The sequence below is a fragment of the Parasaccharibacter sp. TMW 2.1888 genome, from assembly GCF_023167265.1.
In the GTDB taxonomy this organism is placed as follows: Bacteria; Pseudomonadota; Alphaproteobacteria; order Acetobacterales; family Acetobacteraceae; genus Bombella; species Bombella apis.
In genome coordinates this window covers 942,766-964,256 of record NZ_CP030979.1, presented here as the reverse complement: position 1 = coordinate 964,256, position 21,491 = coordinate 942,766, and the positions used below count along the sequence as shown (strand labels likewise).

Sequence of the window (21,491 nt, the reverse complement as noted above, 5' to 3'; positions counted from 1 at the left end):
ATTCTCCCTTAATCCAGCTTACGATGCGGGATGCAGAGGCTGCTGTCGGATGACCTCCAGCTCGGCTCCATGCTCCTTGATGAAACCGGCCAGAGCGCCAAAATGCTTGCTGGCAAGGTGGGTTTCGAACCCGTCCTTGCTGGCCCAGATCTCGCTGACCATGAAACGCCCCTTCTTCTCAGCATCACGGGAAATTTCGTAACGCTGGCAGGCTTCTTCCTTCAGCGAATGACCAGCACAGACCTGCACGGCTTTCTCAAGCTGGGCGGCTTTCTCTTCAGCAATGGTGACCAGTGCCAGAATATGGATGCTCTCGCTCATTTCGACTCTCCCTGAGTTGCCCCGCCCAGCTGCCGATGGAACCACGCTGAGCAAAAAAAATGGCCGGAGGCAACACACATTCCTGTCAGTCCTCTCCCACTGTGGGAGAAGGCGGACAAAGCCTGCCTCAAGCCCTGCATGAATGCGAGCCTCACCAAAAAACAGGGCCGTGTAAAGACCTGTTCACAAACTTTCACTCAGGTGTCTTCTGCTCAGCGGGCCGTCTGCGGGACGAAGGGCAAAGCCGTGACAGAAACCTTGTGGAGCTGCCCGTCCGCATCGGCGGCGTAAAGCACCGTACCCTCTGCTGCATGGGATGGTGTGACATACGCCATGGCAATCATGGCCCGCAGGGTCGGACTGAAACAGCCAGACGTAATGCGCCCGACCCGGTCTGTCCTTCCTTCATCCGAGAAGAGTTCCACACCGCCACCCAGCAGCACGTCCCCTTCCGGACGCAGACCAACGCGCTGGCGGTATACGCCATGTTCCATCTGCCCTTCGATCGTCCCGGCACCAGGGTACCCCCCGCCCGTGCTCCGCCGGCCCGGCGACAGGCAGCTATGCTGCTGACCAGAGCGGCCTCCACCGGAGATGTGGTTTTGTCGATGTCCGCCCCATACAGACACAGCCCGGCTTCCATCCGCAGACTGTTCCGTGTCTCCAGCCCGGCCGGAGCCACATCGGGATCGTCCAGCAGACGGCGGGCAAAGGCTTCAGCCTGACTGGCCTCCAGAGAAAGATCGAACCCTTCCATACCCGTATAACCGAAACGGGATACAATGAGGCTGCCACCCTCCCACTGCATGGCCAGACTGTCCCGATACCGCATCCCCATGATGGTCGTCTGGTCCAGCACACGGGCCAGAACCTCGGCCGACAGAGGGCCCTGAAGGGACAGCATGGCCCGGTCAAATTCCCGGATCAGCCTGCAATCATTGCCAATGGCATTTTCGAGATAATCAGCATTGTCTTCCCTGTTCTGGCCATTGAGTGTCAGGATGAACTCTTCTTCCTGACGGGAAATGGCCAGATCATCCCGGATGCCACCCTGATCAGTCGTCAACAGTCCATAACGGACCCGGTTCTTCTCAAGCCCCATGATGTCCAGAGGCATCAGGGCTTCGAGCGCCTCAGCAACAACAGCGGCATTATCCTCTTTTGCACGGATACGGACCTGCCCCAGAAAGGAGATGTCAAACAGCCCCGCCTGCTTGCGGGTATGAAGATGCTCCACCTCCATGCCGAGAGGGTAATGCTCGGGCAGGGCATAGCCTGCATAGCATCCCATCGTGGCCTTCAGCTCTTCATGCAGCGCCTGAAGGGGGCTGGACTTCAATGTTTCATCCGTCATTCTGTTTTATCCTGTAAATACAGGGGAAGTTCACCACTCTGCCAGCTTCATCCCCGTCTGACAATCCGGGCCCGGGCAAGGCTTCACCACGTTCCCCACCTGGGGGAGCTGGTCATTCCCCCGCCTTCAGGCTGGCCAGTACATCCGACTTCATGCTCACGCTCTGTGCCTGTGTCGGGAAAGAGCCTTCCTCAACCTGCCGGACATAATGGGACAAGGCTCCAACCATCTGCTCTCCGATTTCAGCAAACCGATGGGCATGACGAGGGGATTTGCCTTCGAAAAGACCCAGCACGTCATGCCAGACCTGGACCTGCCCATCACAACCCGGCCCGGCTCCGATCCCGATGGTCGGAATGGTCAGGGTTCTGGAAACCAGCTCGGCCAGCTCGGCGGGAATGACCTCCAGCACAATACCGAAAGCTCCGGCCTCCTCCAGCGCACGGGCATCATCCAGAAGTTTACGGGCGGCCTCGACCTGCTTTGCCTGCGCCCGCAGGCCGATCTGATGCTGGGACTGCGGTGTCAGACCCAGATGCCCCATGACGGGCACACCCATTTCCGTCAGCCGACGCACGACCGGGGCAATCTCCCGGCCGCCTTCCAGCTTCAGGGCCTGTCCACCACCCTCCTGCATCACACGGCGGGCCGCATCCACGGCATCCTGCTCGGTAGCATAGGAAAGGAAGGGCAGGTCGACCACAATAAGGGCTTTATGGCTGCCCTGGCGGACCATCCGTGCATGATAGATCATGTCCTCCACACGCACGGGCAGGGTCGTATCCCGCCCCTGCATGACCATGCCCAGAGAATCCCCCACCAGAATGACCGGCACGCCCGCCTGCTCGGCAATCAGGGCCGAAGCGTAATCATAGACCGTGAGCATGGCGATCCGCCGACCCTCATCCTTCATGGTCTGGAAGTCTGCGATTGTAGTCCGGCGCATGGTGGGGATCCTTCTCTATGGCCTCATGAACGAGGGAGGTTCTGGGCGATATAGGGGGGCAGGCTGAAAGAGGCAACATGCACCTCTGGCGTCCAGTACTGGCAGCCTTCCGCAATGCCCTGTGCACGACGGGCCAGCTCGACCACGTCCGGACGGTGCGGCGGAGCCCCCTTCTTGGCCATGCCCAGTGTCATGAACCCACCAACATAGGTTGGCACGGCAGCCAGATAGGCCGTGACATGCGGGAAGAATTTCGCACGACGGGCCGTTGTCTCCCGCAGCTCATCTGCCTGCTGGAACGGCACGCCGCACTGATTGACGATGATCCCTTCATCCGAAAGGATGCGGGCGCAGTTCTCATAGAAATCATCCGTGAAAAGCACATCACCCACGCCGATCGGGTCCGTGCTGTCCACGATGATGACATCAAAGGCTGCATCACCAGATTTCTTGACGTAATCGATCCCGTCCCCAACGATGACCTCAGCCCTCGGGTCATTCCACGCATCCTTGCCAAACATCGGCAGGTGCTGCTTGGAGAGTTCGATCACGTCGCCATCAATTTCCACCATGACGGCTTTCTCGACCGTCCTGTGCTGGAGAACACGACGCAGCACACCACCATCACCGGCCCCGATGATGAGAACACGTTTTGGGTTCGGATGCATGAAGAGCGGCACATGAGCCAGCATCTCCTGATAGATGAACTCATCCCGCTCCGTGATCTGCACGATACCGTCCAGCACCAGCACACGGCCATGGCTGCTGCTCTCGAAAATGCGGATGTCCTGAAACGGGGACTTCCTGTGGGCCAGTTCTTTCACAACCCTGAAACGCTGGCCCCAATCGGGATAGAGGGCCTCGTTGAACCAGGTCCCGGAAGACGTGCCAGATGTCATGGCGGCATCCTTTCTTCAATCAACGACGCCTGCCGCCCTCCATCACGGGGAGGCCAGCACAGACGCCGCTCCTTACCCCTGCTCCCCCTCCAGCATGGACGCTGGCCAGCGAACAGGAACACTCCATGGAATCCATTGGAAATTGAGGGAAAAACCCCCTGGCCTTTCCCTATCCGGCTTACCGGCCCGTATGCCGTGTCGAGCTGACACGTCCACGCCTGAAAGCATCAATCTCCACACGTCCTGCCTGAAACAGCTCCTGCATGACAGGGACGGACATGTTGGGATCGCACACACCGCACATGAAAATGTCGACAGCGGCGAAATGACGCTCGGGCCATGTATGGATGGAAATGTGGCTTTCGGCCAGTACCAGCACACCAGATACACCGCCATTGGGTGTGAAATGGTGGAAATGACCATGCAGAATGGTCGCCCCGGCTGCCTCGGCAGCACGCCTCAGAGTGGCGTCAATCTGATCGGGGTCATCCAGATTTCTGGCATTCCAGAAATCGATGAGGAGATGGTTCCCTGCGTAGGTGATCCCATCACGCTTGATGAAAAAGTCCTTACAATCAGCGATTGTATCGATTGCCTCAGTATTCTGGATATCTCTCGGAAGGTCCGATTCCATCCCCAGTCGAGCAAGTGCGTCCATAACGTACCCCTGAACCAGCAGATTGCCGCATCCTCCCCCAATGAAGGAGCGGAAGGGTTGACCTCTAGGGGAATATAACCCTCAACGCAACTCTATTCTTTCTTTCTGAACAGAAAATGCCCAAATGAAGCCACAATAAAAAATGGGGAGGAAAATCCTCCCCATTCGTAAATACCGGTCATCGGACCTCAGTTGCGGGTCTTGTCAACCAGCTTGTTCTTGGCGATCCACGGCATCATCTCACGCAGTTTTGCGCCAACCTGCTCAATCTGATGCTGTTCATCACGGGCACGGGACGCCTTGAAGCCCACATTACCGGACTGGTTCTCCAGAATGAAGTTGCGCACGAAGGTTCCATTCTGGATGTCCTTCAGCACCTCACGCATGGCCTCCTTGGCGGCCGGGGTCACAACGCGCGGCCCGCTGACATACTCACCATACTCCGCCGTATTGGAGATGGAGTAGTTGACGTTGGAAATGCCGCCCTCATACAGCAGGTCCACGATCAGCTTCATCTCATGCAGACACTCGAAATAGGCCATCTCCGGTGCGTAGCCTGCTTCCACCAGTGTCTCAAACCCGGCCTTGATCAGCTCGATCGTACCACCACACAGCACAGCCTGCTCACCAAACAGGTCTGTTTCCACTTCCTCACGGAAGCTGGTCTCAATCACGCCAGCACGGCCGCCGCCAACAGCGGAAGCGTAAGCCAGAGCTACATCCTTGGCCTGGCCGGAAGCATCCTGATGCACGGCCACCAGGCAGGGCACACCACCGCCACGCTGGTATTCAGAACGCACAGTGTGGCCAGGGCCCTTCGGAGCGATCAGGAACACGTCCATCTCGGGGCTCGGCTCGATCAGACGGAAATGGATGGCCAGACCATGAGCAAACACCAGAGCCGTGCCGGGCTTCAGGTTCGGGGCCAGCTGTTCCCTGTACAGGGCGGCCTGGCCTTCATCCGGTGTCAGGATCATCACGACATCAGCCCAGGCTGCGGCTTCGGCCGGGGTAACGACACGGAAACCCGCTGCCTCCGCCTTGGCCTTTGCCTTGGATTCCGGGCGCAGCGCCACAACGATATCCTTCACACCGCTGTCACGCAGGTTGTTGGCATGGGCATGACCCTGGCTGCCATACCCGATGATGGCGACCTTCTTTTCACAGATCAGATTGATGTCCGCATCACGATCATAATAAACACGCATGACTTTTTTCCTTCCTCACAACGGGTGCAGGCCCCTCAATCATCCTGCCCCAGATGGGGAGACACTCCCCGGACATGAAACACTCCATCCAGCCTTCCCGCCCCGGAACAGGAGCAGGATGACCGGCAAAACTTCATTCAGACGAGGCGTTTGCCTTCTTCTGTCAACTCGGCCCCACCGAAAACACGCCCCGGCCCCAGAAGCATCTGGTCATGGCTGGCCCCGGACGGGATCATCGGGAAGCAGCATTCTTCCTGCTCCACATGCACATCCACCAGCACCGGTCCCTCATGGGTCAGCATGGTCTCGATGGCCTCATCCAGCCCGCCCAGCGTCTCGACCCGCAGACCACGGATGCCGAACGATTCCGCCAGCTTCACGAAATCCGGCAGGGCTGCACTGTAGGACTGGGAATAACGGGAATCATGCACCAGCTCCTGCCACTGCCGCACCATGCCCATATACTGGTTGTTCAGGATGAAGATCTTCACCGGCAAGCGGTACTGGGCAATGGTTCCCAGCTCCTGAATATTCATCAGGGTGGATGCCTCGCCGGCAATATCAATCACCAGCCCGTCAGGGTGGGCGATCTGTGCCCCCACGGCAGCAGGCAGACCGTAACCCATCGTGCCCAGACCACCGGATGTCAGCCAGTGATTGGGCTCATCAAACCCGAAATGCTGGGCGGCCCACATCTGATGCTGCCCCACCTCGGTGGAAACGAAGCAGTCCCGCCCGCTGGCCTTCACCTGCTCATACAGGCGGCTGATGGCATATTGCGGCTTGATGGTGGCCGTGGCGGCCCCGTCCTGCTCGAACCCGAAACCGTCAACAGCCCGCCACTGGTCGATCTCCTGCCACCAGCCGAACAGGTCCGGGGCTGCACTGTCTCCCCAGCCTTCCAGAAGAGCGTGCAGCGTGGCCTTCAGGTCCCCCTTCAGAGCCACATCAACCTTGATGATCTTGCCGAATTCCCGGGGATCAATGTCCGCCTGTATCTTGAAGGAATGGGGAGAGAACCCGTCAACACGGCCCGTCACCCGGTCATCAAACCGGGCACCCAAGGCGACCAGTACGTCGCAGTCATGGGCCGCCATGTTGGCTTCCACGGCACCATGCATGCCCAGCATCCCCAGAAAATGATCACTGGAAGACGGATAGGCACCCAACCCCATCAGGGTGGATGTCACGGGGAAACCGGTCTTCTCTGCCAGCTGGCGCAGCAGCTTTGCCGCCTCCGGCCCGGCATTGATGACACCACCACCAACATAAAGCAGAGGCTTGCGGGCCTTCTTCATGGCCTCGACGGCCTGACTGACCGCCTGAGCATCCAGAGCCGGAGCCGCCTTTTCCTCTACCACTTCCGCTGGACGGGGCGGCAGGGGAGCCTCGGACACCGTGATGTTCTTGGGCAGGTCCACCAGAACCGGACCGGGACGGCCGGAACGGGCCAGAGCGAAAGCTTCCCGAATGGTTGGGGCCAGAGCCTCGGCCTCCCGCACCTGAACACTCTTCTTGGTCGCAGGCCGGGTGATGCCCACCATGTCCGCTTCCTGAAACGCATCCTTGCCAATCAGCGGCACGGGCACCTGTCCGGCCAGACAGATCAGCGGGATGGAATCCATCTTCGCATCCATCAGGCCGGTCACGGCATTGGTCGCACCAGGGCCGGATGTCACCAGCACCACACCGACCTTGCCGGTGGAACGGGCATAGGCCTCGGCCGCATGGGTTGCCGCCTGCTCGTGCCGGACCAGAATGTGCCGGATCTTCTTCTGTTTGAAGAGAGCATCGTAAATGGGAAGGACCGCACCGCCGGGATAACCGAAAATGACATCCACGCCTTCTTCCTCAAGAACACGCAGAATGACTTCAGCACCTGTTGCCATCATGGGAGCTGTCTCGCTGGCAGGCATGACGTCTGTCCTTTCGCCGTTTAACGCAACGCTTCTGCTCTATCGTTCCGGAGCGGGTCCGTCAATTCTGGATGATATAAAATATTCAATTTCGCGCATTTTTTTACTCGAAAAGAACTCTCTTCCACTGGTTCTTTGAAATATTATTTCGCCATCTCCCTCCCGGCTCAGCCTATGGTGCCGGAACCATGTAGCCTGCCGGCGGGTATAGCGGCCAATGGCACGGGTAGCAGCCAGCCGGGCGTCCTCCAGGCTGCACTGCCCCTCCAGCACCTGTCCCAGCTCCGGCACACCATGGGCACGCATGGCGGGCAGACTGGCGGGCAGATTCTGCTCCCGCAAGGCCGCCACCTCATCCAGCGCACCAGCGGCCACCATGTCATCAAAACGCCGGACAATGGAAGCCCGCAGCTCGTCCCGGGGGGGATCAAGCTGAAGTGAGATGAAACGGCAGGGTGCCGCTGGCAGTGCCCTATCCTCCCGCCATGAGGCCAGCCCTCGCCCGGTTCCTGCCAGAACCTCCCAGGCCCGGCTGATACGCTGGGAATCCTGTGGATGAAGACGGGAGGCCGTCTGCGGATCAGCCTGCATCAACTTTTCGTGCAGGGCCTCCGGGCCAATCGCCTCCAGCAGGGTCCGGGCCTCCTGCCGGGCTGCTTCTCCGGGGTCGGGGACCTCCACGAGGCCATCCGTCAGGGCACGGAGATACATGCCCGTGCCACCACAGAGGATGGGCAGCCGCCCGGCGCTACGGCAGGCGGCGATTTCTGCCAGAGCCTGCTCCCGCCACCAGGCCACACTGCCGGGTGTGGCTGCGGGCAATACCCCATAAAGACGATGGGGAATGGCTGCTTCCTCTTCCTCCCCGGGGCGGGCAGTGAGGATGCGCAGCTCCCTGTAAACCTGCATGGAATCTGCATTGATGACCGTACCACAATACAGGTCTGCCAAATGAAAGGCCAAAGCTGACTTGCCCGAACAGGTCGGTCCCGCCACAATGAGGGCGTTTTCAGAAGAGTTCATACACCTATCCTGCCATATCTTCTGATCTTTTAGCGAGAGATGTCATGTCCCTTCCCTGTGTTCTGACTCTTGTTGCCAATCGCCGCCATGGGACCCTTCCCAAAGAGGCGATCGACATTGCCCGCAATCTTGTCAAAGGTGAGCCGCCGGTCGTTCTGTCCGAAGGCGAGGCCGTTGACATTTTCTGCCCGACACCCGGGCCCGGCGATGCCACGCCTGCAACAATCCGTGCCGCCCTGGCTCCCTACAAGGTTGATGCCATTCTCACCAAGACCCGTGGCCGCCGCAAAGCCGTGCTGGTGTCCGACATGGACAGCACCATCTTCGATGGCGAAACGCTGGATGATCTGGCCAAGGCAACCGGCACGGGCGACTATGTAGCCGAAATCACCAAGCGTGCCATGAATGGCGAGATGGAGTTTGATGAATCCCTCCGCAAGCGCACCATCGGCCTGAAGGGCCATCCTGAATCCCTGCTGAAGGATGTTCTGGAACATCTGCCTTTCACTGATGGTATCAGGGAGCTGGTGCAGACCATGAAGGCCAATGGCGCACGCACGGCCCTCATCTCCGGTGGGTTCGACTGGTTCACCGAGCGGGCTGCCAGGAAGCTCGGCTTTGATGAACATTACGGCAACCAGCTTGAGATCAGGGACGGCATCATCACCGGCCAGCTGATCGGCAAAATCCTCGGCCCGGATGCCAAGAAAGAACATCTGGAGACCATCTGTGCCGAGCGGGGCGTCAAGCTCTCTGCCAGCCTGACAACAGGTGATGGTGCCAACGACATCCCCATGCTCAAGGCAGCAGGTCTTGGCATTGCCTATCACGCCAAGCCGAATGTCCGGCAGGTGATTGAACAGCAGGTCAACTTTACCGGGATGCGGACGCACCTCTTTGCGCAGGGCTACACGGCTGCCGATATCGTGACCGATAAATAAGATGCTCGTCTGTGTGTCTACCGAGATGATGGTAGACACACAAGGCGAATTCCTAGCTCTGTCCTGATTATTACATCAAAAACAATAAATCCTATTTAGCTTGAATATATTTTTCAACATCATATCGTCTGTATTCTACTTCTTTATTAAGCAAATTCAATGCGTTAACTAGCCCAATATGGTCATCATCAATGGGATCATATTCTAAAACCTTCAAATTTCTATTTTCTCTCAAAGAATGTTTATGATATGAACTCATCCCCTTTGACGTAATAAAAAAATGAGGGTTCTGCTCTTGATATAGAAATTTTTGATTTTCAAGAATAAGGCTAATATCAGGATCAGAAATTCCACATCCTATGAAAATAAAAGTATAGTTGAGTAATGCAGCATCAAATGCCTGATAAAATTTGCTATTTTCAACCCTTGCTTGAGAATAATCCTTTTGGGTAAAAATTAATTTTGATACACTATCAAGAGACCCATGGACTTTAACAATATATCTTCCACTTCCTCTCAAAAACTCTTCAACATCGTCATCATAATAATTTTTTATTGTACACGTTCCCCTTTCCTCGTGCCGTACGTAACGCTCATAAATATCATCAAAATTAAGAGAAAAAACGATTCTACTATCCAATGCATGTATTGCCTTATGAAGGTCAGAAATTTCATATTTTGGCTTTTGAAACATATCCCTAAGAAAAGACGTCCAACGAGAGTCCAACTCCTTTTTCAGCCATTCACAGGCATGAAGATAATCGCCTTTAGAAATAGCATCCTTAATAATATCTCTGTCTGCGTCGTTTATATCTGAACACTCACCAATAGCCTGCTCTAAAAACTCTTTCCACAAAGGGGGACGTTTTCCTCCACTTCCTGAAGAATGACGAGAGACACCACTTCCAATGACTATCACAACCCGGCGCTCAGCTATATCAGGAACCATTCTAGACCATCCATCAGGCAAGTTATCAGACGGGTCATCAAACAAGTCATCAGGCAATTTAAATCTAATCATTTCACACGCTCCAAAAAAACATCAGAAACAGACTTAAAGATATCTAAGGCCTCCTTCACCTTAGTAAAATGAGCCCCGACAATACCATCACTAGCTCCCAACTCAAATATCGGTACATGGTTATACTGCGACAACGGCACAAGACTGAATAAATTTTGAACAGAACCTATTGAAAAATCTTGATTTTGGAGTTTGCTAGAAAGATTACTTTTAATAATCACGTCATCCATTTTTTGTCTTATATTCTCATAGGCTTGAACCGCACGCATTTCACCGTTTTTATTTCGTCTGGCTAAATAACTTTGTGTCACATACCCTATAAACTCTGGTTTGGAATAATGTAACCTAGGAATAGACGTAGGCCTTCGTGAAGCGTCTATCCCTCTTTCCCAGTCGGCCCACCAATCTTCAATCCACTTTGCAATATTTTCAAAGGCCTTCAATGAAAAAATATCAATTGACACTGGACTAACAAAATAGTCCGAGCTCAACATTACTGATCGATTTATCGCACCGAGGGAAGGGCTGAGATCAAATAATACATAATCATAATTCTCTAATCTCTTAAGAAGTTCAGAGAAAACTAAGCTTGTTTTAATACCTCGCACTTCCCCAGATCGTGCATCACTCCAGTCACGTGCTAACAGATCTTCCGTAAGTGCTAAACGAGGATCTCCTAGTATAACATCTACTTTAAAACGCTCAGATCTTTTAAATTCTACATTCGCACTATACCCCTCGCCTAAAGAAAGAGGTTCTATAACTTTAAATATGGTAAATGTATCTTCGCTAGAATACCATCTATCGACAGATTCAGCATCGAAAAAATATTGCGTCGCATTACATTGCGGATCGGCATCAATAACACAAACCGATTTTTCGCAATAAGACGAAATATAGGCTGCCATATTACATAAGAGCGTAGTTTTACCTACACCCCCCTTATTATTAAAAAAAGCAACTGAATGCACTATCATCTCCTAGAGAAATTTATTATTGAAATTGAATAAGAAGAAAAAATAATTTTTTTGTCAAGTACTATTTGATTTCTATAAAATATTTTACAATCTGTTTTCTGCTATTCTCCCTAGAATTTACGTCTTCTTTCTACTCTTTGCCTTCTGGCACGGATATGTCCACCCAGACGGGCCAGCGTTTCTTTCAGTCCATCATCCTCGATGCCACTCACGGGAACAGGAGCAGCCTCTTTCCACACGTTCCGGGGAGGACGTGACGGTCTGCGCTGGACAGGGCGGTCCTGCACCAGCTTGATGTGATGCAGGGCCTCATCCCCATGAAGACCGCAGGCCGTGTTGATGTTGGCCAGAATGCGGGGGGCCGCATACTGCATCTCCACCGCAGCCGGGCCGCAGCAGCGTATGGTCAACACGCCGGGCCGCAGGCGGCAGGGTTCGCTCACCTCCGCCAGCGCTGGACCGACCAGCGTCTCCCACTCCATGAGCAGACGCACAAACAGCGGTGATTTCTTGCGGAAAATGGGTTTTGTCAGGGGGGGCAGCAGGGCCCCGATCATCCGGCCCTTGCCTCGACGGTAATCGCTCCAGCCCTTGCCATCCGCTTTCCGGTCCTGCCCCGATGCTGATGAACGGGCAGTTTTTTTCATTCCTGTCTCATCTGCCATCCGACCCATCCCAATATGCTGCGTACGGACTCTCCATACCATCATCACGGGAGCAGACGGAAACGTTTCAGCAAGGCCAGCCCTTGCCCCGATGCTGTTTCTTCGTCATAGACACCGGCGTGACACCTGATGCTTCCCTCCTTCTCCATTGGTATGACCATCATCGCCGTACCCTGCCCTGGCGTGCCGCACCCGGCCAGCAGGCAGACCCGTACCATGTCTGGCTGAGCGAGATCATGCTCCAGCAGACAGTCGTGCAGACGGTCATTCCCTATTACCAGCGGTTTCTGGCCCGCTTTCCGACAGTTGATGCTCTGGCGGAAGCGCCGCAGGAAGAGGTGCTCCAGCTCTGGGCCGGGCTGGGCTATTACGCACGGGCACGAAATCTTCATGCCTGTGCTCAGGCCGTTCATAAGCTGGGAGCCTTTCCCCGTACGGTCGAAGGATTGCAGACACTCCCCGGAATCGGGGCCTATACATCCCGGGCCATTGCCGCCATTGCCTTCAATATTCCGACCGTTCCGGTTGATGGCAATGTGGAGCGCATCACGGCCCGCCTCAATGCCGTGGAAGACCCGCTACCCGCTGCCCGCCCCCTGCTGGCCCGTCTTGCCAGCCATCTGAATGACGATCCGGCAGCACAGGCCCGCCCTTCCGATTTTGCTCAGGCCCTGTTCGACCTTGGGGCGAGCCTCTGCTCGCCCCGCTCACCCTCCTGTCTGACGTGCCCATGGCAGGACGGCTGCCTCGCCCGAGCCCGCAACATGGCTGAAGCTCTCCCTGCCCGACAGAAGAAGAAAGCCCGCCCGACCCGTCATGCCATTCTTTTCCGTGTCATCGATCCGGAAGGCCGTGTCCTGCTCCGCTCACGACCACCGGAAGGTCTGCTGGGAGGAACGGACGACCTTCCCGGCACACCATGGTCCGAAAGCCAAAGCACGCCTTCGCCTGCACGGCTGGCCGAAACGGCCTTTACCCGCTACGCCCCCTTGCAGGCACAGTGGGAAGATTGTGGGGAGGTCAAACACATCTTCAGCCATTTTACGCTGCTTGTCCGCATCTATGGCTGCACGATACCAGCACAGAGCAATTATCCGATTCCTCCGAAGCATGGCCGGTTCCGTTTCCTGAAGGAGGCGGTTCTCTCCAGCGTGATGAAGAAATGCCTGCTGGTTGGCGACCGGCACAGGCCTGTCCCGGGCTGATCATGTTTCACATGAAACACTGAAAACAGACATGGGGGCCGCAGCCCGGCCCCCATGTCCGTCTCTTCTGTGCGTGAATAAAGGCTTTCGGAAAAACTCAGGACAGCTTCCTGACCAGTCCGGCCACATGCCTGCCAAGGAAACGGGCCCCCTCCAGGTCTGTCTCGCTCGGCTGGCGGGAACCGTCACCATTGGCGATGGTTGTGGCCCCATAAGGAGCGCCACCTACGATCTCGTCACTACGCATCTGCCCCTGGAAACTGTAGGGCAGACCGCTGATGACCATGCCATGATGCAGCAGGTTGGACATCAGGGAATAGAGTGTCGTTTCCTGCCCACCATGCTGGGTTGCCGTGGAGGTGAAGACAGCCCCCACCTTGCCGATCAGCTCCCCTTTGGCCCAGAGACCACCGGTCTGATCCCAGAAATTGGCCATCTGTGCCGGCAGACGCCCGAAACGGGTCGGAGCCCCGATGATGATACCATCATACTCGACCAGCTCAGCCGGCGTTGCAACAGGTGCGTCCTGTTCCAGCTTGAAGTGATGCGCTCTGGCAGCCTCCTCCGGCACCAGCTCTGGCACACGCTTCACAACGGCCTCTACGCCCGTTGCACGTACACCTTCGGCAATGCTGTGGGCCATGGTCTCCACGTGACCGTAAGATGAATAATAAAGCACGAGCACTTTTGACATGACGATACATCCTTGATCTGTCGGTCTTTCCCGCTACCGGGAACACTGAAACCTTCACAAGAGGTAACGCCACCTTTCCAGACTGGATATAGAAAATCGGGAAAGGATGCTTTTCGGATTTCATCAGTCCGCTTTCAGTCGGACAGCCGCCATGGCGGTGTGCTGAACTGGCGGATGAGATGCTCCATGAGCAGGCTCACCCTCTGAGGCCGCAGCTTTGTGGCGGATGTGACGAGATAAAGGGCAATGTCGTCCGCCTTCCAGCCCGGCATCATTTCCTGCAACCGCCCCTCCTGCATGGCTTCACTCACCATGAAATCCGGCATCAGTCCGAAGCCAAGCCCGGCCTCCAGCGCTGGCAGGAATCCTTCCGCATTGTCGGACTGGAGTCGTGCCGTCTGGGACAATGTATGGACTGCCCCTGTCGCTTTTTCCATCAGCCGGATGGCCCCGCATGATGACCCGTTGACATAGACAAAGCTCTTCCTCCCCTCCAGTTCCTGCGGATGGGCAGGCTCACCCTGCTGGGCCAGATAGTCCGGGGAGGCCACAAGCAGGCGTCGTACCGTACATACCCTGCGGGCCCTGAGCGCCGAATCCTCCAGAGCCGCAATGCGGATCGCCACATCATAACCTTCTGAAACGAGGTCCACGAAACTGTCCGTAAACGTGATGGCAATATCAATCTCCGGGTAGGCCCTCAGGAAAGACGGCAGAGCTGCGGAAACATACCGAAGCCCGAAGGTAGTTGGAGCCGTCATCCGGATCAGACCGGAAGGACGGATACGGCCACCCCGCACCTCATTCTCTGCCGCTTCCGCCTCCATGAACATGCGATTGGCCCGCTCCAGCGCAAGCTGCCCTGTCTGTGTAAGGGACATATGCCGGGAATTGCGGCTGAACAGGGCGACACCAAGAGACTGCTCCAACCGACTGATCGCTTTTGAGACAGTGGGGGGTGAAAGATGAAGTTCCCTGGCAGCCTGCGAGAAAGACCCATGCTCGGCCACCCTGGCAAAAATGGCCCACGCCTCGAAATCCGGCAATTTCATAATTCCGTCCCCTCCTGCCAGCCTCTGGCTGCTGACAGGTCATGATGCAAAATATGGAAAGAATGTCTTTCTTTCATGCCTGTGTGATCCGCTCTCTTCACGCCTTACATGGTGGGTGAGCTGAACCAGCAAGGAATGACACCATGATTGATATTCGCCCCTTTGACCAGCTCGGCCATGCCTCACATGGGTGGCTGGATGCCCGGCACCATTTCTCTTTCGCCCATTATCTGGATCATGACCGCATGGGCTGGGGGCGCCTGCGTGTCTGGAATGATGATACCATCGCCCCCGGCACCGGGTTTGACACCCATCCCCACCGGGACATGGAGATCATCACCTATGTCCGCCAGGGCGCCATCACGCACCGGGACAGTCTCGGCAACACGGGGCGGACCGAGGCTGGAGATGTGCAGGTCATGTCCGCTGGAACGGGCATTTTCCACAGCGAATACAACAATGAACCCATCCCCACACAGATATTCCAGATATGGATCATCCCGACAGACAAAGGGCACGGACCATCCTGGGCGACACGGCGTTTCCCCAAAGGAGAGCAGACAGGCCAGTTCACCGTTCTGGCGTCTGGTCATGCCGATGACAAAGATGCCCTGCCCATCCATACTGATGCCCGTGTTCTGGGGCTTTCCCTCCAGAAAGGACAGCAGGCCAGTTACGCCTTCATACCTGGCCGACTGGGTTATCTTGTTCCTGCAAAAGGCACCCTGCTGCTGAATGGGCAGACCATCACGGCACGCAGTGGGGCGGCCATTGCAGGGGAAGACACCATCACGCTTGAAGCGCTGGAAGATTCGGAAATAATTCTGGTAGATACGACATCATGATCTGACAGCTCCCTGCCCGGAAAGAAGGATGTTCCATCTGGCATGTTTCCCGTGAAACATATAAGCCTGTAGGGAATCCGGGCAGGGAGCCACATTGCATGAACACTGATCACACGGACCAGACCACCTCTCCGCCCCTGTGGCTGCTGGATGCAACAGGGCAGATGCTGGGCCATGATACCCTCAATGACAGGATCATCCGGCAGCTTTTTGATACCCGGGCCGTGCCAGGATTGAGCCTCCATCTACAGTCCCCCCTGACACGGCGCAATTATGCTTCCTCCCCCATCCGGGCCCATTTCAGGAAACAGGCGTCCCTGCCCTTTCCCCTGCCGGAAATTGACGTTTTCTCCACATTGCAGGACAGCATCGCCCTGCGTTGCGTAGATGGCAACCAGGGCTGGATCAGCATTGGCACCGATCTCCATGAGATTCATTTCGATGCACCGAAAATGACCCCACTGGGGTATTTCCTGCCTCTGACAGGTGAGGCCCTGCTCGGACTTGCCATGCTCTTTGACCGGGGCCTGGCCAGCGTCCGGACAGCTGATGGCACGATGATCGGCCCGGCCTCCTTCCTTTCGGAAAAACCTCACGGGCTGGCACTCGGCCCCATCACGACATGTCTGGCTGACCATCTGGAGACGCTCATCCAGCTTGGCAGGCTTCCGCCAGGGCAGGAACTCTCCCATTCCTTCGGGCAGGACCATCTCACCTTCCGCCGGGCAGACTGATCCGACATGAAAAAAGGCTCTCCGGCATGATATCCGGAGAGCCTTTTAACTGTTCCCCTTCCGGTCATACCGGAAGAGGAAGCGAAAAGCGGTTTCAGCCCTTCAGTGCCTTGCGGACACCTTCAGCATAGGCCGGGTCAACCTTTTCGAAGAGACCCAGCTGACGCTCGACGATGTTCTGCGGCACGCCAGCCATGGCACCGGCAATGTTGTTGTACAGGCGCTGTTTCTGGGCATCATCGAAGAGATGATACAGAGCACGCGGCTGTGCAAAGTCATCACCATCGCTACGGTGATCGTAGTAGGTGGCGTCCCCGCTCACGCGCAGCGGCGGCTCCATCGCAGCCTTGTCTTCAACCGGACCACCGAAGGAGTTCGGCTCGTAGAAATCGCCATCGCCACGCTTCGGCTCATCAAAGCGCATGGCACCATCAAGATGATAGTTCTTCACCTTGAACTTCGGACGGTTGATCGGCAGGGACTCGTAATGTGTGCCGACACGGTAGCGGTGAGCATCCGCATAGGCGAAGATACGGCCCTGAAGCATCTTGTCCGGAGAGAAACCGATGCCCGGCACGATGTTGGACGGGGAGAAGGAAGCCTGCTCAACCTCGGAGAAATAATCATCCGGGTTGCGGTTCAGTTCCAGCTCACCGACTTCGATCAGCGGATAGTCCTTGTGGGACCAGACCTTGGTCACGTCAAACGGGTTGAAGTTGACGCGCTCGGCCTCTTCCTCTTCCATCACCTGGATGTAGAACGTCCATTTGGGGAAGTTCCCCTTCTCGATGTTCTCGTACAGGTCTTCCTGGGTGGACTCACGGGTCTTGGCCACGACCTCAGCAGCTTCCTCGGTCGTATAGAACTCATGGCCCTGCTGGGTCTTGAAGTGGAACTTCACCCAGAAGCGCTCACCCTTGGCATTCCACAGTGAATAGGTGTGGCTGCCATACCCGTTCATGTTGCGGATGCCCTTGGGGATGCCACGATCGGACATCAGGATCGTCACCTGATGCAGGCTCTCCGGGCTGAGGGACCAGAAGTCCCAGGCTGCCGTTGCGGAACGCAGGTTTGTGCGGGGATGACGCTTCTGCGTATGGATGAAGTCCGGGAACTTGATGGGATCACGGATGAAGAAGACCGGGGTGTTGTTGCCCACCAGGTCCCAGTTGCCGTCATCCGTGTAGAACTTCAGGGCCCAGCCACGCACGTCACGCTCGGCATCGGCAGCACCACGCTCACCGGCCACGGTGGATGCACGCAGGAACATGTCCGTCTTCTTGCCGACCTCGGAGAAGATGGATGCGCAGCTGTACTTCGTGATGTCCTTGGTGATGGTCAGCGTTCCATGAGCACCAACGCCCTTGGCGTGCACGGTACGCTCCGGGATGCGCTCACGGTTCTGATGAGCGAGCTTCTCTATCAGCTGATAGTTTTCCAGCAGAAGCGGTCCGCGAGGACCGGCAGACTTGCTGTCCTGGTTGCTGACCCAAGGGGCACCAGCGGTCGTGCGAATGATATTCTTATCAGACATTCAAGGACTCCTACCTTTTATCTGACCATGGAAAATAGGTAACATCCGGAGGAAAAGGAAAATGATTGATCCTGTTTCACTAATAAACAGTCCTGATCCAGTCCGATATCAACCCTCGATTAGGGAAAGTAGGCAGGTTTTCGGACAGTGTCCATCCCCTCTTTCTTCAAAAATAATGTGAAGTTCTATTTGATCAATGTCATTGAACAGAGACATCACCTCAGTTTATGAGAATGATATGCAATAACGTATTCCTGTTTATTTCAGTCATCAGCAGGACCAGTCAGCTTCCTCAGAACAGTCGGGCCATTTTCATGAAAATGAAGGTCACGGCCATGGCAGCCACACACAGCCCACCAGCAAAAATGGTCCCCAACCCACCAGAGGCCAGAAACATGCCCCCCGTATTCATGCCGAAGAACCCCGTGACCAGCGTGGCCGGCAGCATGAGGGTCGTCACGATGGACACGATGCACAGACGGCGGTTTGTTTCTTCCGCCTGGCTGGAAGCCAGCTCATCCTGCAAGGAACGGGCCCGATCCTGCAAGGCAATGAGATCGTCAAGGGCTGCGTGAATCTGCCGTTCAGCCCGGTCCCGCAGGTCATCCTCGGCCCATTCCGGCAACTCGAGGTCTTCATCCCGCAGGACACGGTCGATCGGCATGACAACACGCCGCAGCTCTGTCGAACGGCGCCTCACCTTACCCACGATACCACCAAGATGCCCAAGATCGGACCCGTGGACAATGGCTAGCAGAACATCTTCCGCCCTGTCCAGCTCGTCATCAAGCTGGGCCAGCTGGCGGCGGACCGTCCCGGTAAAATCCCGCAGGACACGGTCTATCACCCCAGCCGGATTGCGGGGTACCCCCTGTGTCTGGAGAGACCGGTAGGCCGACCCCAGTACGGGAATGGGCGTGCGCCGTGTCGTGATCAGGATATTCTGCCGCATGGCAAAGCGCCAGGCACAAATCTCCCGGTCTTCCTCCGCCAGGGCATCGTCAAAGGCGGGCAGGGCCCCCCAGACCGTATCATCGGCAGCTTCAAGGGCAATGCCGTAATCCGTTTCCGCCAGCATGGTCCCCACATCTTCCGGCATCCCCGGCAGCCGCCCCACATGGGTACGGGCAGAACTGTGAACCGTATCGAAATGCAGCCAGCACCAGCCATTCTCTCCGGACGCCGCCTCATAGCCTTCTTCCCCGGGAGACTGGAGGATACGCTGCACGTCCTCGGCATCCAGCGGCATGATCCCCTGCCCCGGCACGGCACGGACAGCCCAGACAAGGCCCTTGATCCGGGCCATGGGGTGGGCCTCCTTCAGGGACGGGTCAAGCACTGTAAAAGGAAAATTCGGAACAGTATTGTCGGGCACAGCCACCCCCCATTACAGTTTTCCTGCCCGGACTGAAGGTGGCAGGACATCCCTTTGCACCGGGAAGAGCCAAGGCTCCAGACACATGAATACCGCCCGTTCTCTGACACGTTGCCCGATGGGACGCAATATGGATGACACCATTTTGTAACGGAAAACTGTTGGTCCGTTCTTCTTTCCAGCCTTACGGCAAGGCTCTATAGTTTCCCGGTGCAGGAACCGCATGGAGGCCTCGCCTGCCTGCTGTTCCATCCATGATCATCAACTGCCAAAAACCAAGGAAACACATATGGCTACGCAGGACTACAAGGTTCGTGACATGTCCCTGGCCGACTGGGGCCGCAAGGAAATCTCCATTGCCGAGGGCGAAATGCCGGGCCTGATGGCCCTCCGCGAGGAATATGGCGCCAGCCAGCCGCTGAAGGGTGCCCGGATTGCCGGCTGCCTGCACATGACCATCCAGACCGCCGTGCTGATCGAGACGCTGATCGCCCTCGGTGCCACAGTCCGCTGGTCCTCCTGCAACGTATTCTCCACCCAGGACCAGGCAGCTGCCGCCATTGCCGCCGCCAACATTCCCGTTTTCGCCTGGAAGGGCATGAACGAGGAAGAATTCATCTGGTGCATCGAGCAGACCATCAAGGGGCCGGATGGCTGGACCCCCAACATGATCCTTGATGATGGTGGTGACCTGACAACCCTCATGCATGAGAAATACCCCGAGCTCCTCAAGGAGGTCCGTGGCATTTCCGAGGAAACCACGACGGGCGTGCATCGCCTCTGGGACATGGAGCGCAAGGGGCTGCTCAAGGTTCCTGCCATCAATGTCAATGACAGCGTGACCAAGTCCAAGTTCGACAACCTCTATGGCTGCCGTGAGAGCCTCGTGGATGCCATCCGCCGTGGCACCGATGTTATGATGGCCGGCAAGGTGGCTGTTGTGGCCGGTTATGGTGACGTGGGCAAAGGCTCTGCCGCTTCCCTCCGCAGCGCAGGCTGCCGCGTGCTGGTGACGGAAGTTGACCCGATCTGCGCCCTTCAGGCTGCCATGGAAGGTTATGAGGTCGTCACGATGGAAAATGCCGCTCCCCGTGGCGACATCTTCGTGACCTGTACCGGCAACGAGGACATCATCACCATCGAACATATGCGTGAGATGAAAGACCGGGCCATCGTCTGCAATATCGGGCATTTTGACAGCGAGATTCAGGTCTCCGCCCTGCGCAATCACAAATGGACCAACATCAAGCCACAGGTTGATGAGATCGAGCTGGCCCCGAACCGCCGCCTCATCCTTCTCTCCGAAGGCCGTCTGGTCAATCTGGGCAACGCCACAGGCCATCCGTCCTTCGTGATGTCCGCCTCCTTCACCAACCAGACGCTGGCACAGATCGAACTCTGGAATGCAAAACCGGGCCAGTATGAGGCAGGAAAAGTTTATACTCTGCCAAAAATCCTTGATGAAAAGGTTGCCGCTCTCCATCTTGCAAAGGTGGGCGCCACGCTCTCCAGAATGACACAGGCTCAGGCGGATTATATCGGGGTGTCCCCCAACGGGCCGTTCAAGCACGACCTGTACCGTTACTGATCCTTTCTGTCACTGTTCCCTGCCATCATTTCCGATGGCAGGGTCATAACCGACCAGTCATTCCTGCTTTCAGGGAAGGAACATATCATGGGTCTTTTCAACGACATCGTTTCCAAGGTTTCCAGCTTCGCCACGAGCCTGTTCGGCTCTTCTGCCAAGGCGGCGGATACGGCACAGCCAGCTGCCGGTGCTGCGGCTCCGTCCATCGCACAGGTGGATGTGGATGCCGTTCTGAAGGAACTGGCCGCCAAGGCTGGCCAGCCTCTGAACTACAAGGAATCCATCGTCGATCTGCTCAAGCTCCTGGGCCTCGACAGCTCCCTGCAGGCCCGTCAGAGTCTTGCTGACGATCTGCACTATACCGGGGACAAGAACGACACGGCCACGATGAATGTCTGGCTCATCAAGCAGGTCTATACCGAGCTTGCCAACAATGGCGGCAAAATCCCTGCTGGCTGGGGCCACTGAGTCCATATCTGGTCGGTATCCCTGTAACTGACCAGATGAAAAACCCCTCCGTCCAAATCATGGGCGG

Annotated in this window: 22 protein-coding genes; 6 read left to right on the top strand and 16 right to left on the bottom strand. The window is 56.5% G+C overall.

Translation table 11 applies throughout. The features are described 5' to 3' along the window. Nucleotides 1-18: 18 nt before the first annotated feature. The 9 genes from DTQ13_RS04415 to miaA form a co-directional block, all read right to left on the bottom strand. Nucleotides 19-321, bottom strand: a complete 303-nt coding sequence (locus DTQ13_RS04415; RefSeq protein ID WP_043559206.1) for a putative quinol monooxygenase — start codon at nt 319-321, stop codon at nt 19-21. Between the two features lie 212 nt (nt 322-533). Then, nucleotides 534-746 carry a glycine cleavage T C-terminal barrel domain-containing protein gene (locus tag DTQ13_RS04410; protein ID WP_248461195.1) on the bottom strand — a complete coding sequence of 71 codons (213 nt, stop codon included), beginning with the start codon at nt 744-746 and terminating at the stop codon, nt 534-536. Next, the gene (gene gcvT / locus DTQ13_RS04405; protein WP_248461194.1) at nt 662-1,675 is read right to left on the bottom strand and encodes a glycine cleavage system aminomethyltransferase GcvT; all 1,014 of its coding nucleotides are present in this window, start codon (nt 1,673-1,675) and stop codon (nt 662-664) included. The genes DTQ13_RS04410 and gcvT overlap by 85 nt, the downstream gene beginning before the upstream one ends. A 112-nt stretch (nt 1,676-1,787) precedes the next feature. Then, on the bottom strand, nt 1,788-2,621 hold the full coding sequence (panB, locus tag DTQ13_RS04400; protein ID WP_043559201.1) for a 3-methyl-2-oxobutanoate hydroxymethyltransferase: 834 nt from the start codon (nt 2,619-2,621) through the stop codon (nt 1,788-1,790). A gap of 23 nt (nt 2,622-2,644) precedes the next feature. After that, the gene (speE, locus tag DTQ13_RS04395; RefSeq protein WP_086441839.1) at nt 2,645-3,520 is read right to left on the bottom strand and encodes a polyamine aminopropyltransferase; all 876 of its coding nucleotides are present in this window, start codon (nt 3,518-3,520) and stop codon (nt 2,645-2,647) included. 178 nt (nt 3,521-3,698) lie between these two features. Further along, nucleotides 3,699-4,178: an adenosylmethionine decarboxylase gene (speD, locus tag DTQ13_RS04390; protein WP_043559194.1), complete on the bottom strand. Its 480-nt coding sequence runs from the start codon at nt 4,176-4,178 to the stop codon at nt 3,699-3,701. A gap of 188 nt (nt 4,179-4,366) precedes the next feature. Beyond that, a complete protein-coding gene (gene ilvC, locus DTQ13_RS04385) occupies nt 4,367-5,386 on the bottom strand; it encodes a ketol-acid reductoisomerase (protein ID WP_081562454.1) in 1,020 nt (339 codons plus the stop codon). Nucleotides 5,387-5,523: 137 nt separating this feature from the next. Continuing rightward, complete coding sequence (ilvB, locus tag DTQ13_RS04380; protein ID WP_248461193.1) at nt 5,524-7,302, bottom strand: biosynthetic-type acetolactate synthase large subunit; 1,779 nt, start codon at nt 7,300-7,302, stop codon at nt 5,524-5,526. A 39-nt stretch (nt 7,303-7,341) separates the two neighbouring features. Then, the gene (gene miaA, locus DTQ13_RS04375) at nt 7,342-8,325 is read right to left on the bottom strand and encodes a tRNA (adenosine(37)-N6)-dimethylallyltransferase MiaA (RefSeq protein ID WP_248461192.1); all 984 of its coding nucleotides are present in this window, start codon (nt 8,323-8,325) and stop codon (nt 7,342-7,344) included. Between the two features lie 44 nt (nt 8,326-8,369). Between miaA and serB the strand changes: the two genes are divergently transcribed. Then, entirely contained in the window at nt 8,370-9,266 is an 897-nt protein-coding gene (gene serB, locus DTQ13_RS04370; RefSeq protein ID WP_248461191.1) for a phosphoserine phosphatase SerB, read from the top strand. Between the two features lie 91 nt (nt 9,267-9,357). Here serB and DTQ13_RS04365 read toward each other — a convergent pair whose 3' ends face one another. The 3 genes from DTQ13_RS04365 to DTQ13_RS04355 form a co-directional block, all read right to left on the bottom strand. Beyond that, nucleotides 9,358-10,287 carry an SIR2 family protein gene (locus DTQ13_RS04365; RefSeq protein WP_248461190.1) on the bottom strand — a complete coding sequence of 310 codons (930 nt, stop codon included), beginning with the start codon at nt 10,285-10,287 and terminating at the stop codon, nt 9,358-9,360. Continuing rightward, nucleotides 10,284-11,258: a ParA family protein gene (locus tag DTQ13_RS04360; RefSeq protein ID WP_248461189.1), complete on the bottom strand. Its 975-nt coding sequence runs from the start codon at nt 11,256-11,258 to the stop codon at nt 10,284-10,286. The genes DTQ13_RS04365 and DTQ13_RS04360 overlap by 4 nt, the downstream gene beginning before the upstream one ends. 116 nt (nt 11,259-11,374) lie before the next feature. Beyond that, nucleotides 11,375-11,911, bottom strand: a complete 537-nt coding sequence (locus DTQ13_RS04355; protein ID WP_248461188.1) for a DciA family protein — start codon at nt 11,909-11,911, stop codon at nt 11,375-11,377. Between the two features lie 137 nt (nt 11,912-12,048). On the opposite strand from DTQ13_RS04355, the gene DTQ13_RS04350 reads away from it, so the two are divergent. Beyond that, nucleotides 12,049-13,134: an A/G-specific adenine glycosylase gene (locus DTQ13_RS04350; RefSeq protein WP_103765706.1), complete on the top strand. Its 1,086-nt coding sequence runs from the start codon at nt 12,049-12,051 to the stop codon at nt 13,132-13,134. A gap of 97 nt (nt 13,135-13,231) precedes the next feature. On the opposite strand, the gene wrbA is transcribed toward DTQ13_RS04350, so the two are convergent. Together wrbA and DTQ13_RS04340 are read right to left on the bottom strand one after the other, a co-directional pair. Continuing rightward, entirely contained in the window at nt 13,232-13,828 is a 597-nt protein-coding gene (gene wrbA, locus DTQ13_RS04345; protein WP_043559176.1) for an NAD(P)H:quinone oxidoreductase, read from the bottom strand. Nucleotides 13,829-13,962: 134 nt separating this feature from the next. Continuing rightward, nucleotides 13,963-14,880, bottom strand: a complete 918-nt coding sequence (locus DTQ13_RS04340; RefSeq protein WP_248461187.1) for a LysR family transcriptional regulator — start codon at nt 14,878-14,880, stop codon at nt 13,963-13,965. A 143-nt stretch (nt 14,881-15,023) separates the two neighbouring features. Between DTQ13_RS04340 and DTQ13_RS04335 the strand changes: the two genes are divergently transcribed. Then, nucleotides 15,024-15,725 carry a pirin family protein gene (locus tag DTQ13_RS04335; protein ID WP_192848669.1) on the top strand — a complete coding sequence of 234 codons (702 nt, stop codon included), beginning with the start codon at nt 15,024-15,026 and terminating at the stop codon, nt 15,723-15,725. Between the two features lie 98 nt (nt 15,726-15,823). Next, a complete protein-coding gene (locus DTQ13_RS04330) occupies nt 15,824-16,459 on the top strand; it encodes a hypothetical protein (protein WP_248461186.1) in 636 nt (211 codons plus the stop codon). 94 nt (nt 16,460-16,553) lie between these two features. Here the strand turns inward: DTQ13_RS04330 and DTQ13_RS04325 are convergent, their stop codons facing one another. Both DTQ13_RS04325 and DTQ13_RS04320 read right to left on the bottom strand, forming a co-directional pair. After that, entirely contained in the window at nt 16,554-17,993 is a 1,440-nt protein-coding gene (locus tag DTQ13_RS04325) for a catalase (RefSeq protein WP_043559164.1), read from the bottom strand. Nucleotides 17,994-18,285: 292 nt separating this feature from the next. After that, entirely contained in the window at nt 18,286-19,299 is a 1,014-nt protein-coding gene (locus DTQ13_RS04320) for a CorA family divalent cation transporter (RefSeq protein ID WP_166651596.1), read from the bottom strand. Nucleotides 19,300-19,657: 358 nt separating this feature from the next. Here DTQ13_RS04320 and ahcY point away from each other — a divergent pair, with 358 nt between their 5' ends. Both ahcY and DTQ13_RS04310 read left to right on the top strand, forming a co-directional pair. Next, the gene (gene ahcY / locus DTQ13_RS04315) at nt 19,658-20,956 is read left to right on the top strand and encodes an adenosylhomocysteinase (RefSeq protein ID WP_043559515.1); all 1,299 of its coding nucleotides are present in this window, start codon (nt 19,658-19,660) and stop codon (nt 20,954-20,956) included. Between the two features lie 87 nt (nt 20,957-21,043). Then, nucleotides 21,044-21,424: a DUF3597 domain-containing protein gene (locus DTQ13_RS04310; protein ID WP_086431613.1), complete on the top strand. Its 381-nt coding sequence runs from the start codon at nt 21,044-21,046 to the stop codon at nt 21,422-21,424. Nucleotides 21,425-21,491: the final 67 nt, after the last annotated feature.